Annotated in this window: 13 protein-coding genes; 10 read left to right on the forward strand and 3 right to left on the reverse strand. The window is 69.2% G+C overall.

Going from position 1 to position 13,923, the window contains the following annotated elements; all coding sequences use genetic code 11:
• The coding region (locus C664_RS16150; RefSeq protein ID WP_004264164.1) for an AAA family ATPase at positions 1–1,206 on the forward strand (1,206 nt) is incomplete at its 5' end.
• A gap of 38 nt (positions 1,207–1,244) precedes the next feature.
• On the opposite strand, the gene fghA is transcribed toward C664_RS16150, so the two are convergent.
• A complete protein-coding gene (gene fghA, locus C664_RS16155) occupies positions 1,245–2,093 on the reverse strand; it encodes an S-formylglutathione hydrolase (RefSeq protein WP_004264165.1) in 849 nt (282 codons plus the stop codon).
• 87 nt (positions 2,094–2,180) lie between these two features.
• Entirely contained in the window at positions 2,181–3,296 is a 1,116-nt protein-coding gene (locus tag C664_RS16160; RefSeq protein WP_004264166.1) for an S-(hydroxymethyl)glutathione dehydrogenase/class III alcohol dehydrogenase, read from the reverse strand.
• A gap of 145 nt (positions 3,297–3,441) precedes the next feature.
• Between C664_RS16160 and C664_RS16165 the strand changes: the two genes are divergently transcribed.
• The 8 genes from C664_RS16165 to C664_RS16200 all read left to right on the forward strand — a co-directional run bounded on the left by C664_RS16165 (position 3,442) and on the right by C664_RS16200 (position 11,868).
• On the forward strand, positions 3,442–4,347 hold the full coding sequence (locus C664_RS16165) for a LysR family transcriptional regulator (RefSeq protein WP_004264167.1): 906 nt from the start codon (positions 3,442–3,444) through the stop codon (positions 4,345–4,347).
• Between the two features lie 183 nt (positions 4,348–4,530).
• Positions 4,531–6,135, forward strand: a complete 1,605-nt coding sequence (locus C664_RS16170; protein ID WP_038012148.1) for a bifunctional aminoglycoside phosphotransferase/ATP-binding protein — start codon at positions 4,531–4,533, stop codon at positions 6,133–6,135.
• A 23-nt stretch (positions 6,136–6,158) separates the two neighbouring features.
• Positions 6,159–7,241: a metal-dependent hydrolase gene (locus C664_RS16175; RefSeq protein ID WP_004264169.1), complete on the forward strand. Its 1,083-nt coding sequence runs from the start codon at positions 6,159–6,161 to the stop codon at positions 7,239–7,241.
• Positions 7,242–7,280: 39 nt separating this feature from the next.
• Positions 7,281–7,829: a redoxin domain-containing protein gene (locus C664_RS16180; RefSeq protein WP_004264170.1), complete on the forward strand. Its 549-nt coding sequence runs from the start codon at positions 7,281–7,283 to the stop codon at positions 7,827–7,829.
• 18 nt (positions 7,830–7,847) lie between these two features.
• Positions 7,848–8,738, forward strand: coding sequence for an alpha/beta hydrolase (locus C664_RS16185; RefSeq protein ID WP_004264171.1), 891 nt, complete (start codon positions 7,848–7,850; stop codon positions 8,736–8,738).
• A 130-nt stretch (positions 8,739–8,868) separates the two neighbouring features.
• Complete coding sequence (locus C664_RS16190) at positions 8,869–9,900, forward strand: DctP family TRAP transporter solute-binding subunit (protein WP_004264175.1); 1,032 nt, start codon at positions 8,869–8,871, stop codon at positions 9,898–9,900.
• A gap of 205 nt (positions 9,901–10,105) precedes the next feature.
• A complete protein-coding gene (locus tag C664_RS16195) occupies positions 10,106–10,588 on the forward strand; it encodes a TRAP transporter small permease (protein ID WP_004264177.1) in 483 nt (160 codons plus the stop codon).
• Positions 10,585–11,868: a TRAP transporter large permease gene (locus tag C664_RS16200; RefSeq protein WP_004264178.1), complete on the forward strand. Its 1,284-nt coding sequence runs from the start codon at positions 10,585–10,587 to the stop codon at positions 11,866–11,868. The genes C664_RS16195 and C664_RS16200 overlap by 4 nt, the downstream gene beginning before the upstream one ends.
• Positions 11,869–11,891: 23 nt before the next feature.
• Here C664_RS16200 and C664_RS16205 read toward each other — a convergent pair whose 3' ends face one another.
• Positions 11,892–12,515, reverse strand: a complete 624-nt coding sequence (locus C664_RS16205) for a TetR/AcrR family transcriptional regulator (RefSeq protein ID WP_004264180.1) — start codon at positions 12,513–12,515, stop codon at positions 11,892–11,894.
• A gap of 200 nt (positions 12,516–12,715) precedes the next feature.
• Between C664_RS16205 and C664_RS16210 the strand changes: the two genes are divergently transcribed.
• Positions 12,716–13,915 carry an efflux RND transporter periplasmic adaptor subunit gene (locus C664_RS16210; protein WP_004264182.1) on the forward strand — a complete coding sequence of 400 codons (1,200 nt, stop codon included), beginning with the start codon at positions 12,716–12,718 and terminating at the stop codon, positions 13,913–13,915.
• The last annotated feature ends 8 nt before the right edge of the window (positions 13,916–13,923 follow it).

The raw sequence follows: 13,923 nt of genomic DNA on the forward strand, positions 1-13,923 counted from the left end.
GCCCGCACCCAGGCGGCGGAGGCCGCCAGCGCCGCGCGCGCCGCGCAGCACGTGGCCGACGAGCGTCGCGCAGGCGTGCCCGAAGCCCTGCGTACCCCGGCCGCGCTGCAGGCCGGCATTGCCCAGGCGCAGGACACGCGCCAGCGTCTGGAACGCGCGCTGCAACAGGCCCAGTCCACCCACGGCGAAGCGGCCAGCCGGGCGGCCGCGCTGCGCGCGCAGCACGCCACGCTGGCCGAGGGCGTGCAGGCCGCACAGGCGCGTGTCGTCGAGGCGCATCGGCAGTTCGTCGCGGCCTTGCAGACGGCAGGCTTCTGGCCGGACGGCACGAGCAAGGGGGACGAGGGGGCCGCGGACCACGCGGAAGCTGCCTGGCGTGCGGCGCTGCTGCCGGCCGCGCGCATCGCGATGCTCGAGTCCGCCGTCCGTGATGCCGACGACCGCCGCGCCGCGGCCCACGAGCGTGCCGGACGCGCCGCGCAGGCGGTGGCCGGCCTGGTCCGTCCCGATCTCGCCGCACTCGACGCCCGCGCCACGGCGTCGCGCGCGCAGGTCGAAGCGGTGGTCGACCGCATCGGCCAGACCCGCAGCGAGCTGCGCACCGTCACCGACACGCTCGCCCGTCTCGAGGAGATCGCGCGCGAATCCGGTGCCATCGAGGCCGAATACCGCGTCGTCGGTCATCTCGCCGACATCGCCAACGGCAACAACTGCCGCAACCTCACCTTCCAGCGCTATGTGCTCGCCGCGCTGCTCGACGACGTGCTGCGCGCGGCCTCGCTGCGTCTGTCGGCCATGAGCCGCGGCCGCTACCAGCTGCAGCGGCGCGAGGACGTGGCCGATGCCCGCCGCGCCGCGGGCCTCGATCTCGAGGTCTTCGACGAATACACCGGCCGTACGCGCCCGGCCAGCACCCTGTCCGGCGGCGAGGGCTTCATGGCCTCGCTGTCGCTCGCGCTCGGTTTGTCCGACGTGGTCCAGGCCTACGCCGGGGGCGTGCAGCTCGACACCCTGTTCATCGACGAAGGCTTCGGCAGCCTCGACCCGGAATCGCTCGACATGGCGATGAAGGCGCTGATCGACCTGCAACAGCGCGGTCGCACGGTGGGCGTGATCTCGCACGTCGAGGAGATGAAGCAGCAGATCGACGTGACGATCGAGGTGGTGCAGGGGGTGAGGGGGAGCCGGGTGAAGGTGCAAGCGTGATCCACCGGCTGCGGCGCCGAAGGCCGCAGCCGGTGTGCTTACCCCGCCAGCGCCCGCGCGTGATGCCGCAGGTGATCCTCGATGAAGCTGGCGATGAAGTAGTAGCTGTGGTCGTAGCCCGGCTGCAGGCGTAGCGTCAGCGGGTGGCCGGCTGCGGTGGCGGCGGCCTGCAGGGCCTCGGGCTTGAGCTGCTCGGCGAGGAAGCCGTCGGCCTCGCCCTGGTCGACCAGCAGCGGCAGACGTTCCGCAGCCTGCGCAATCAGCGCGCAGGCGTCCCATTCGCGCCATTGCGTGCGCTCGTCGCCCAGGTAGCGCGAGAAGGCCTTTTCACCCCACGGGCATTGCATCGGGTTCGTGATCGGCGCGAAGGCCGACACCGAGCGGTAGCGCCCCGGGTTGCGCAGCGCGCACACCAGCGCGCCGTGCCCGCCCATGGAGTGGCCGCTGATGCCGCGCCGGTCGGAGGCGGGGAAGTGCGCCTCGACCAGCGCGGGCAGCTCCTCCACCACGTAGTCGTACATGCGGTAGTGGCGCGACCACGGTGCCTGCGTGGCGTTCACATAGAAGCCGGCGCCGTGGCCGAAGTCCCACGCGCCGTCCGGGTCGCCCGGCACCCCGGCGCCGCGCGGGCTGGTGTCGGGGGCCACGATGATGAGGCCCAGCTCGGCGGCCATGCGCTGCGCGCCCGCCTTCTGCATGAAGTTCTCGTCGGTGCAGGTGAGTCCCGACAGCCAGTACAGCACCGGCAGGCGGGGGCCCGCCTGCTCGGCCTGCGGTGGCAGGTAGACCGCGAACACCATGTCGCAGGCCAGTGCCTGCGAGTGGTGACGGACGCGCTTGTGCCAGCCGCCGAAGCTTTTCTGGGTGCTGAGGATTTCCAGACTCATGGCCATGTCTCCGGGCAAGGTGGGGTCAGGATGGGGCAGCGCGGCCGGTCTCGCAGGGAGCGTGGGCGCGCTGCGGCTGCAGCTCGATCAGAAGTGAATCACCGTGCGGATGCTCTTGCCCTCGTGCATCAGGTCGAAGGCCTTGTTGATGTCCTCGAGCGGCATGGTGTGGGTGATGAAGTCGTCGAGCGGAATCTCGCCTTTCTGTGCCTTCTGCACGTAGCTCGGCAGCTCGGTGCGGCCCTTCACGCCGCCGAAGGCGCTGCCGCGCCATACGCGGCCGGTGACGAGCTGGAACGGACGGGTGCTGATCTCCTGCCCGGCGCCCGCTACGCCGATGATGGTCGATTCGCCCCAGCCCTTGTGGCAGCACTCGAGTGCGGCACGCATCAGCTTGACGTTGCCGACGCACTCGAAGGAGTAATCCACGCCGCCGTCGGTCAGGCCGACGATCACGTCCTGGATCGGCTTGTCGTGGTCCTTCGGGTTGACGAAGTCGGTCGCGCCGAGCTTTCTCGCGATGTCGAACTTGGCCGGGTTGATGTCGACGGCGATGATGCGGCCGGCCTTGGCCATCTTCGCGCCGATGATCGCCGCCAGCCCGATGCCGCCCAGGCCGAAGACAGCGACGCTGGCGCCTTCTTCCACCTTGGCGGTGTTGAGCACTGCGCCGATGCCGGTGGTGACGCCGCAACCGAGCAGGCAGACCTTGTCCAGCGGCGCGTCCTTGTCGATCTTGGCGAGCGAGATCTCGGGCACCACGGTGTATTCCGAGAAGGTCGAGGTGCCCATGTAGTGGTAGATCGGCTGGCCCTGGTAGGAGAAGCGCGTGGTGCCGTCGGGCATCAGGCCCTTGCCCTGGGTGGCGCGCACCGCCTGGCACAGGTTGGTCTTGCCCGACTTGCAGAACTTGCACTCGCGGCATTCGGCCGTGTACAGCGGGATCACGTGGTCGCCGACCGCGAGCGAGGTCACGCCCTCGCCGACGGCTTCGACGATGCCGCCGCCCTCGTGGCCGAGGATGGACGGGAAGATGCCCTCGGGGTCGTCGCCCGAGAGCGTGAAGGCGTCGGTGTGGCACACGCCGGTGGCGACGATGCGCACCAGCACTTCGCCCTTCTTCGGCGGCTCGACATCCACTTCGACGATCTGCAAGGGCTGGTTGGGGCCGAAGGCCACGGCGGCGCGCGATTTGATGGACATGGCTGGAATCCTGAAGACAAGCGGGCGCACTGCCCGCGACGCTGAAAGTATCCGTATGCGGCTAAATCCGATAAATGGATAATTTGAGATTTCACGATTCCAGCTTCTGGAATAATCCGACCCTCAATCCGACTGGACGACGAGCATGCTGAACCGCCTCGAAATGCTGCGCATCTTCTGCACCGCCGCGGAGTCGCGCAACTTCAAGGAAGCCGCCACCCGCCTCGGCGTGTCGCCGCAGGCGGTCACGCGCGCGGTGAAGGAGCTGGAGGGCCATGTCGGGGAGCTGCTCTTCCATCGCAACACCCGTCACAACCGCATCACCGAAGTCGGCGAACAGCTTGCGGCGCGGGCGCGGCTGAGCCTGCAGGGCGTGGATGCGATCTTCCAGGGCGCCGACCAGGCGCGCGCCAGCGAGCTGGCCGGTCTGGTGCGCATCACCGCGCCGCGGGCACTCGGCCGCCACGGGCTGATGCGGGTGCTGGGCGAGCTGTGCGCGCAGCATCCGGGGCTGCAGCTCGACCTGCGCTTCTCCGACCAGTTCGCCGACGTGGTCGATGAGCAGATCGACATCGGCATCCGCGTCGGCGTGCTGCGCGACAGCCGCTTCGTCGCGCGGGCGGTGTCGAGCGTGTCCTTCCACATCGTCGCCGCGCCCGAGCTGCTCTCGCGCTGCGGCGCACCGAAGACACTGCAGGAGCTGGCCGAGCGTCCGACCACGGTCGCCATCGATCCCAACACCGGGCGGCCCTGGGCGTGGTTCCTGGCCGGCGGCCAGCAGTGGCTGCCGCGCGCGCCCACCTTCGCCACCGACGACACTGGCGCCGAGGCCGAGGCGGTGCTCGCCGGCGTCGGCTTCGGCCAGCTCACCGCCTACCTGGCCGCGCCGCATCTGCGCTCGGGGCGGCTGGTCGAAGTGCTGCCCGAACTGGCGCCCGAGCCGTGGAGCCTCTCGGTGTACCGCCCCCAGCGCGGCCCGGTGGCGGCGCGCATCCGCCTCGTGTTCGACCGGCTGGTGGCGTTCTTCAGCGAGGGCAGCCGCTTTCCGTAGTCGGGGTTCCGGGCGTCAGGTGCCCGCGGGGCGCGACGATTTCCGGCGCGCATGCGATTCCCTTGTCGATCTGCCTTGAATCGCCCGCATCATTGCCCCCTGCGCCGCGCCTGTCCATGATGCGGGATTCGGGCTTGAGAAACGGTGTCCGCCGGCGTGCGGATTGCGATGGAGGGTCTGGAAATGCGAGAGGAAAACGGCGGCGAGCGCGGATTGCTGCGCCAGCTGATGCAGCCGGGTGTGCTGCCCGGCTCGGACGGCGGCGTGAGCCTGATCGAGACCCACATCTCCTGGGTGCTGCTGGCCGGCGACCACGCCTGGAAGCTGAAGAAGCCGCTCGATCTGGGTTTCCTGGATTTCAGCACGGTCGACCGCCGCCGCGAGGCCTGCGAGGCCGAACTGCGACTGAACCAGCGTACGGCGCCTGAGCTTTACGAAGCGGTGGTGCCGGTGTGGCGTGCCGGGGAGGGTGTGCGCGTGGGCGGCGAAGCACCGGCCGCGGGTGCCGTGGCAGACGACTACCTGGTGCGCATGCGCCGCTTCGAGCAGTCCGCGCTGCTGGCCCATCGGCTGGCGGCGGGTGCCTTGGTGCCCGAACTGTTCGACCGTCTCGCGCGCCATGTCGCGGATTTCCATGCCGTTGCGGCGGTGGCGAAACCGGGCGAGGGTTTTGGCGATGCGGCGGCGGTGCTGGCGCCGGTGCGGCAGAACTTCGCGCAGGTGCGGGAGCGGATCGAGGATCCGGCGCTGCGGGCCGAGCTGGCGCGGGTGGAGGCCTGGGTCGAAGCGCAGGCGGTGACGCTGGCGTCGGTGTTCGATGCCCGCCTGGCGGAAGGCCGGGTGCGCGAATGCCACGGCGACCTGCACCTGGGCAACCTGATCGTGCTCGAAGGCGAGCCGCGCCTGTTCGATGCGATCGAGTTCAGCGCCGAACTGCGGTGGACGGACGTCGTCGCCGACATCGCCTTCCTGGTCATGGACCTGCAGCTGCGCGGGCAGGACGTGCTGGCCAACCGCTTCCTCAATGCCTGGCTTGAGCGCAGTGGTGACTACGGCGGCCTGCGACTGCTGCCCTGGTATGTGAGCTACCGTGCGATGGTACGGGCCAAGATCGCGGCGATCCGCGCCAGCCAGGTCGACGGCGAGGCGCGCAGCGAGAGCCTGGCGGAGTGTGCGCGCTACCTCGCGCTGGCAGCGGCCCAGGCGCGGCCGACGGCGCCGGCCCTGCTGATCGCCTGCGGCGTGTCCGGTTCCGGCAAGAGCAGCCAGTCGCAGCCGCTGGTGGAACAGGGCGGCGTGATCCGGGTGCGCGCCGACGTCGAGCGCAAGCGCCTGTTCGGCCTCGACGCCGCGGCGGCGAGCGGGTCGGCGCTCGGCGGCGGGCTGTATTCCGCCGAGGCGACCGCGCGCACCTACGCGCGGCTCGCCGAGCTGGCGCGAACGGTGGTGGCGGCGGGCTATCCGGTGCTGCTCGATGCGACCTTCCTCAGGCGCGCGCAGCGCCGCAGCCTGGTCGAACTGGCGGGCGTGCTCGGCGTGCCCTTCGTGATCCTCGCTTTCGATGCGCCGCCCGAGGTACTGCGCGAGCGGGTGCGCCGACGTGCGGCGGCGGGCAAAGACGCCTCGGAAGCCGATCTCGCGGTGCTCGAGGCGCAACTTCGGACGCGCGAACCGCTCGAAGAGGAGGAACTCGCGCGCGTGCTGCCGATCGATACCCGCTCGGCGCCGGACTGGCGCGCGCTGATGCCCGCGCTCCGCCAGCTGTGGCCGGGGCCGGCAGACCGATAGAACGCAACGACTTCCGGAATTCGATGGACACCTTGACCCATGCCCTTTCGGGCGCCCTCGTCGGCCGCATGCTTGCCGGCCGCCGGGCGCCGCCCGCCACGGCGCCGATGGCACGGCCGCCGGTGTGGCAGGTGGTGGTCGCCGGCACCGTGGCCGCGACCTTTCCCGATCTCGACTTCGTGCTCGGCTGGGTGTCCGAGCTCACCTACCTGCGCGGCCATCGCGGCGTGACCCATTCGCTCGTGCTGTTGCCCCTGTGGGGGCTGCTGATCGCCTGGCTGCTGGCGCGCTTCTGGCAGCGCGGCGGGCGGGGCGGGGCGGGGTGGCGGTCCTTCTACCTCGTTGTCTGCAGCGCGATCTTCGTGCACATCCTGGGCGACCTCATCACCCAGTTCGGCACCATGATCCTGTCGCCGTTCTCGGACCGGCGCTTCGGCTGGGGCACGACCTTCATCATCGATCTGCCCTTCACCGGCATCATCCTCGCCGGCCTGCTGGTGAGCGCGCTGTGGCGCAGCAGCCGGGTGCCGGCGGTGAGCGCGCTGGTCCTGCTGGCGGGCTGGGTGGGGGTGCAGGCGGTCGGGCGCGGTGAGGCGATCGAGGCCGCGCGCGATTACGCCGCCCGCGAGGGCATCCAGGCGGTGCTGGTCGATGCGGCGCCGCGGCCGGCTTCGCCCTTCAACTGGACCGCGATCGTGTTCGACGGCGAGCGCTACCACTACGCCCACATCAATACCCGGCGCAGCGAGCCGCTGGTGGCGAGCGCCGACGACAACTTCATCCGCCGTTTCTCGGCGCCCTACCAGCCGGTGGCGATGGCGAAGTGGGAGGTGCGCGAGCGCTTCGGCGATAACGGTACGCGCGAACTCGCGCAGAGGGTGTGGCAGGCGAAGGATTTCGCCTTCTATCGCTGGTTCGCGATGTTCCCGGTCCTCGACCATGTCGAGAACGGTCCCTCGGGCCTGCTGTGCGCGAATTTCGTGGACCTGCGCTTCATGACGCCGGGGCGCGACAACACGCCGTTCCGCTACGGCCTGTGCAGTGGCGAGGGCGGCTGGCGCCTGTTCGAGCGCGAACTGGGCGGTCTGCGCTGGGTGATGGATTGAAGACGCGATGCCCTTGCAGCGCACGACACGGACTGTGCCATGACCGAACCTGATCCGGCCGCGACGCCGGTTTCCGTCAAGCCCTCGCGCTGGCGGCGTTTCTCGCGCGACCTGGCGTTCGTCGTCGCCATCGTGCTCGGCATGCACTGGGTGCAGGCGCGCCACGTGCCCGACGGCGAGGCGCCGCCGTTCGCCGCGCCGGCGGCGGCAGGCGGGGAACTCAGCCTGGCGGCGTGGCGCTCGGCCCATGCGGACGGGCCGATCGGGCTCTATTTCTGGGCCGACTGGTGCGGCATCTGCACCGCGCAGCAGGGCAGCATGGACGACGTGCAGGCCGACTGGCCGGTGCTGACGGTGGCGATGCAGTCCGGCGACGCCGCGGCCGTGGCGCAGGTGCTGGCCGCGCGCGGGCTGGACTGGACGACGGCCGTGGATGCCGACGGACGCATCGCAGGCCGCTACGGCCTGCGGGGCGTGCCGGCCTTCGTCGTGCTCGACCGCGAGGGCCGGATCCGTTCGGTGAGTGTCGGCTACACCACCGAGTGGGGCATCCGCGCCCGCCTGTGGTGGGCCGGGCTGACGGGCTGAGGGCGGAGTCGAGGGGCCATGGCGACGACGACCGGACTGTTCGCGGCCTTTGCCGCCGGGGCAGCAGCCCTGGCCGGCGGTCGCGCCGCCGTGCACTGGGGGATCCGCAAGGGGCTGGCGGCGCCGCGCGTGCCGCATGACACCGACCCTGCGGCGCTCGGCCTGGGCTTCGACACGGTGCGCATCGCCACGGCCAACGGCAAGACCCTGCATGGCTGGTTCATTCCCGTGCCGGGCAGCGCTGCCGCGCCTGCGGTGGTGGTGCTGCATGGCTGGGGCGGCAATGCGGCGCTGATGCTGCCGCTGGCGCGGCCGCTGCACGAGGCCGGCTTCGCCACGCTGTTCGTCGATGCGCGCTGCCACGGCGCGAGCGATGAGGACAGTTTCGCCTCGCTGCCACGCTTCGCCGAGGACGTCGAGCACGCCTTCGACTGGCTCGCCACGCGTGCGGGCGTCGACCCGCGGCGCATCGCGCTGCTGGGCCATTCGGTGGGGGCGGGCGCCGTGCTGCTGGCGGCGTCGCGCAGGCCGCAGGTAGCGGCAGTGGTCAGCGTGGCCGCCTTCTCCCATCCTGCGGCGATGATGCGGCGCTGGCTGGCGGCCAAGCACCTGCCCGAGCGCCCGGTCGGCCGCTACATCCTCGACTATGTGCAGCGCACCATCGGCCATCGCTTCGACGACATCGCGCCGGTCGCCACCGTCTCGCGCATCCGCAGGCCGGTGCTGCTGGTGCATGGCGAGGACGACGAGGTGGTGCCGATCGACGAGGCGCACCAGATCTTCGCGGCACGGGGCGAGACGCCGGTCGAGCTGATCACGGTGTCGGGCGACCACGAATCCTTCGCCGATCTCGAGCACCATCTCGGCAGTCTCACCGACTTCCTGCGGCGGGTGTTGGCACCGCGTTGAGCAGCCCGCTGGCGGCATCGGGCGATTTTGCGCTGGCCCGCCGCGCCCACGGTTTGTAGAATCGGCCCTCCCCTTGCGCTGCGTCCGCCGCCGCGCGTCTCGACTCAAAACCAAGAAACGGAGACGTCTCATGCAAAAACGCCGCTTCAACGCCCTCATCGCCGGTCTGTTCGCTTCCGCGGCGCTCGGCCTGTCGATGCCGGTCTCGGCCCAGCAGTACAAGGACGAATACAAGCTGTCGACCGTGCTCGGCGAAGCCTTCCCGTGGGGCTGGGGCGCCAAGCGCTGGGCCGACCTGGTGGCCGAGAAGACCGAAGGCCGGATCAAGATCAAGGTCTATCCGGGCACCTCGCTGGTGTCGGGCGACCAGACCAAGGAATTCACCGCGCTGCGCCAGGGCATCATCGACATGGCGGTGGGCTCGACCATCAACTGGTCGCCGCAGGTGAAGGAGCTGAACCTGTTCGCGCTGCCCTTCCTGATGCCGGACCACAAGGCGATCGATGCGCTGACGCAGGGCCGCGTCGGCAAGAAGATGTTCGACACCCTGGCAGAGCGCGACGTGGTGCCGCTGGCCTGGGGCGAGAATGGTTTCCGCGAGGTGTCGAATTCGAAGAAGCCGATCCGCACGCCGGACGACGTGAAGGGCATGAAGATGCGCGTGGTGGGTTCGCCGTTGTTCCTCGCCACCTTCAACGCGCTGGGTGCCAACCCGACGCAGATGAGCTGGGCCGATGCCCAGCCGGCGATGGCGACCGGTGCGGTGGATGGCCAGGAGAACCCGCTGGCCGTGTTCAATGCGGCCAAGCTGCACACGGTGGGGCAGAAGCACCTGACCTTGTGGGGCTATGTGGCCGATCCGCTGATCTTCGTGGTCAACAAGAACGTGTGGAACTCGTGGTCCGAGGCGGATCGCAAGGCGGTGTCCGAGGCCGCGCAGCAGGCGGCGAAGGAAGAGATTGCCCGTGCCCGCGCCGGCATCTCGGAGAGTGACGACGCGCTGCTGAAGGAGATCGAGGCCAACGGCGTTGCGGTAGTCCGCCTCTCCGATGCCGAGCGCGACGCCTTCCGCAAGGCCACGGCCGGCGTGTACAAGGAATGGGCCGAGAAGATCGGTTCGGACCTGGTCAAGCAGGCCGAGGAAGACATCGCCAAGCGTTGATTGCCCTCGTTTTGTCCGCCGTGGCTGTGCCGGACATTCCTTCTGCGGGCTGTGGAACTCGCCCTTCGGGCTCAGACAGTCCTCGCCCGCACCAGGAACATCCGGCACATCCCCGGCTACGCGGGCGACCGCGATCCCGCCTTGCGCCCCGCCTGCCCTCGGTCGCCGCTGGCCGGGGCTGTTTCCATTTTCCTTGGCAGTTCTGATGAGCATCGAATCGCAGCACGAAGACGCGAGCCCTGCGCCCTACACCGTCGAACAGATCCTCTCCGGCATCGTCATGGGGCTGATCGTACTGATCACCTTCGGCAACGTACTGGCGCGCTATTTCACCTCGCAGTCCTTCGCCGCGACCGAGGAGTTCTCGATCGCGCTGCTTATCGTGTTGTCTTTTGTCGGCTCCTCGGCGGCCTTTGCCTTTGACCGCCACATCCGGGTCGATTTCTTCGTACGCAAGTTGCCGCCGGGGGGCCGTGCCGTGGCCGACTGGCTCTCGTTCGCGGTCACGGCCAGCCTGTTCGCCTTCATCGCCTTCTATGCCGGGCGCCTGACCTGGGACCAGTACCGGTTTGAAGAGACTTCGCCCGCGCTGGGCGTGCCGCAGTGGTGGTACACGGTGTGGATGCCGGTGCTGGCGGTCGCGCTGGTGTTGCGTCTGGTGCTGACCCGCATGCGGAGGCGCGCATGATCGGCACCGTCCTGATCGGTCTGTTCCTGCTCGCGCTGGTGGCGGGCATGCCGCTGGCCACCGGCCTGGGCGTTGCCAGCGTCGCCGTGCTGGCGATGGCGGGGTTCGACCAGCTTGCGGTGCCGACCAACATCTACGCCGGCATCGCCAAGTACCCTTTGCTGGCGATCCCGATGTTCATCCTCGCCGGCATGATCTTCGAGCGCTCCGGGGTGGCGGTGCGCCTGGTGCGCTTCGTCACCGCAATGGTGGGCGAATGGACCGGCTCGCTGGCGGTCGTTGCCGTGCTGGTGTCGATGCTGCTGGGCGGCATCTCCGGCTCCGGCCCGGCCGACGCCGCGGCCGTGGCGGCGGTGATGTTGCCGTCGATGATCGCGCGCGGTTATCCGAAGGGCTTCTCGGCCGGCCTGATCGCCGCCTCGGGTTCGACTGCGATCATCATCCCGCCCTCGGTCGCCTTCATCGTCTACAGCGTGATGGTGCCTGCAGCGACGGTGCCGGCGCTGTTCGCCGCCGGCCTCTTCCCGGGCATGATTGCCGCGCTCTGCCTGCTGGTGCCGGCCATCATCATCAGCCGCAAGCATGGGTTCGGCCGCGACTACAAGGCCGAGCGTCCGCCGCTGGGCAAGAGCTTCATCGATGCGATATGGGGCCTGCTGGCGCCGGTGATCATCCTCGGCGGCTTGCGTACCGGCGTCTTCACCCCGACCGAGGCCGCGGTGGTGGCGGTGGCCTACGGCATCTTCGTCGGCATGGTCGTCTACCGCAGCATCAGCCTGAAGGGCCTGTTCCGTATCCTGGTCGATGCCGGCGAGCTGTCGGCCGTGGTGCTGATGATCATCGGCATCGCCTCGGTGTTCGCATGGGCGGGCAATACGCTGGGTATCTTCGATGTTGCGGCGAAGGCGCTGGTCGGGCTGCACTCCAGCGAATGGATGATGCTGCTGTCGATCAACCTGCTGCTGCTCGTCGCCGGCATGTTCCTCGACGCGATCTCGATCTTCCTGATCCTGCTGCCATTGCTGGTGCCGATCGCGGTGGCGATGGGCTGGGACCTGGTGTGGTTCGGCGTGATGATGACGATCAACCTCGCCATCGGGCAGTTCACGCCACCGATGGCTATCTCGCTGATGATCACCTCGCGCATTGCCGGCATCGGCATGGAAGAGACCTTCCGCTGGGTGATCTGGCTGGTCCTGGCCATGGGCGCCGGACTGACGCTGATGATCGTGTTCCCCCAGCTTGCGCTGTGGCTGCCAGGGAAGCTGGGCTACCTGTAACCGCAAGCGGTCCGGCGTGACCGCTAGCCGCCCGGCTGGTCCAGCAGGTCGTTGATCGCGATCTGGATGCGCCGGGCGACGCGCTGGCGGTCGAGGTCGGGATTGCGGATCGAACGCAGCAGCAGGCCTTCGAACAGGCAGGCCAGCACTTCTCCCATGTCGGCAACGGCCTCGGGCGAATCCTCGTGACCCGCGACGCGGCGGATGGCGCGGATGGTGACCGCAAGCTCGCGCCGACAGGCGGCATCGGCGTCGCGCACGATCTGGGCGACGCGCGGATTGCGTGCGGCTTCGGCCACGATCTCGAGCTTGAGCGCCGCGCTGTCCGTGTCGAGCTGGTCGGCAACGCCTTCGGCGGCGCGCTCGATCAGGGCTTCGCGCACGTTGCAGGCGGCGCGTAGCTCGGCGGTCAGGGTGAGCAGGCTCTCGAGATCCTGCGCGACGATGGCCGCAATGATCGCTTCCTTGTTCTCGAAGTAGTGATAGATGTGGCCTGGGCTCATCCCCGCCGCAATCGAGATCTTGGCAATGCTTGCAGCATGGAATCCGTGGTCGCGGAAACACTGCGCCGCAGCAATGAGGATCTGCTGGCGGCGGGCGGCGGCGCGCGAGGCGTCGGTGCTGGAGGTCGTATCCGTGCGTTGCATGCGTGAGGTTCGCTTTTCGTGTCGTGCGCATGTGCCTGGGGTGGCAAGTGCGCCAGAATGCAGCGTCAATTTTCTTGCGATGCAGCAAAGGCTAACATAGAATGAGCGTTCATTCTAGAATAACCGTTCTAAAGGGCGGGGTTAAAGCGCAGGCCAAGAGCCTGGCGAAAATCCCCGTTCCCCGCGTTCACGAGGCTCCAATGAAGACCACGAACAATGCCTTCCTCAAGCCCGCCGTGGTGGCGGCGCTCAGCGCGCTGTTCCTTGCATCCTGCAGTGGCGGCAAGGAACAGGGGGGCGCACCGGCCCCTGGGGCCCCGCAGGCACCGGCCGTTACCGTGCAGACCGTCAAGGTCGAGGAACTGGCGATGGTGGCCGAGCTGCCCGGCCGCACCAGCCCCTACCTGATCGCCGAGCTGCGACCGCAGGTCACGGGCATCCTGACCCAGCGCGCCTTCACCGAGGGCAGCGAGGTCAAGGCGGGACAGGTCTTGTACCGCATCGATGCCGGGCCCTATCAGGCGGCTTTCGACAGCGCGAAGGCGAGCCTCGCCCGTGCCGAGGCCAACCTGCAGGTCGCGCGGCTGAAGGCCCAGCGCCATGCCGATCTGGTGAAGATCGAGGCGGTCAGCAAGCAGGCCAATGACGATGCCCAGGCCGCGCTCAAGCAGGCCGAGGCCGACCTCGCCGCCGCCCGGGCTGCGCTTGACAAGGCGAAGATCGACCTCGACTACACTCAGCTCAAGTCGCCGATCAGCGGGCGTATCGGTCGCTCTGCGGTGACTGCCGGGGCGCTCGTCACCGCGAACCAGGCGCAGTCGCTGGCGACGGTGCAGCAGCTCGACCCGATCTATGTCGACCTGACCCAGTCCAGTGCCGAACTGCTGCGCATGCGTCGCGAGATCGAGGCCGGGCGGCTCACGGCGAGTGCGAAGGGTGACGTGCCGGTCAAGCTGCTGCTCGAGGACGGCAGCGAGTATTCCGCCGAAGGCAGGCTCGCGCTGTCGGAGGTCACGGTGGACGAAGGTACGGGCAGCGTGACCTTGCGTGCCCAGTTCCCGAATGCCAAGGGCGTGCTTCTGCCAGGCATGTACGTGCGTGCCCGCTTGCCGCAGGGCACGCGCAGCGAGGCGATCCGGGTGCCGCACAAGGCGCTGTCGCGCGATACGCGCGGCAATGCGCAGGTGATGGTGGTGAACGCGGAGAACAAGGTCGAGGCGCGCCCGGTCCAGGTGGCGCAGTCGCTCGGTTCGAACTGGGTCCTCACCGGCGGCCTGGCCGCCGGGGAGCGCATCATCGTCGATGGCCTGCAGAAGGTCCGCCCCGGCGTGCCCGTGCAGGCGCAGGAAGCGGCTGCCGAGAGCGAGGCCGGCGCTTCCGCCGCCGTCGCGCCGAAGTGAGGTAGCGC

Origin of the sequence: Thauera sp. 63 (genome assembly GCF_000310165.2) — a bacterium.
Taxonomy (GTDB): domain Bacteria; phylum Pseudomonadota; class Gammaproteobacteria; order Burkholderiales; family Rhodocyclaceae; genus Thauera; species Thauera humireducens.

Coding starts and splice junctions, on each gene's coding strand:
- C664_RS16160 (WP_004264166.1), bottom strand. CDS start 3,296: ATGTCCATCAAATCGCGCGCCGCCGTGGCCTTCGGCCCCAACCAGCCC.
- C664_RS16210 (WP_004264182.1), top strand. CDS start 12,716: ATGAAGACCACGAACAATGCCTTCCTCAAGCCCGCCGTGGTGGCGGCG.
- C664_RS16180 (WP_004264170.1), top strand. CDS start 7,281: ATGACCGAACCTGATCCGGCCGCGACGCCGGTTTCCGTCAAGCCCTCG.
- C664_RS16205 (WP_004264180.1), bottom strand. CDS start 12,515: ATGCAACGCACGGATACGACCTCCAGCACCGACGCCTCGCGCGCCGCC.
- C664_RS16185 (WP_004264171.1), top strand. CDS start 7,848: ATGGCGACGACGACCGGACTGTTCGCGGCCTTTGCCGCCGGGGCAGCA.
- C664_RS16200 (WP_004264178.1), top strand. CDS start 10,585: ATGATCGGCACCGTCCTGATCGGTCTGTTCCTGCTCGCGCTGGTGGCG.
- C664_RS16165 (WP_004264167.1), top strand. CDS start 3,442: ATGCTGAACCGCCTCGAAATGCTGCGCATCTTCTGCACCGCCGCGGAG.
- C664_RS16195 (WP_004264177.1), top strand. CDS start 10,106: ATGAGCATCGAATCGCAGCACGAAGACGCGAGCCCTGCGCCCTACACC.
- C664_RS16175 (WP_004264169.1), top strand. CDS start 6,159: ATGGACACCTTGACCCATGCCCTTTCGGGCGCCCTCGTCGGCCGCATG.
- C664_RS16170 (WP_038012148.1), top strand. CDS start 4,531: ATGCGAGAGGAAAACGGCGGCGAGCGCGGATTGCTGCGCCAGCTGATG.
- fghA (WP_004264165.1), bottom strand. CDS start 2,093: ATGAGTCTGGAAATCCTCAGCACCCAGAAAAGCTTCGGCGGCTGGCAC.
- C664_RS16190 (WP_004264175.1), top strand. CDS start 8,869: ATGCAAAAACGCCGCTTCAACGCCCTCATCGCCGGTCTGTTCGCTTCC.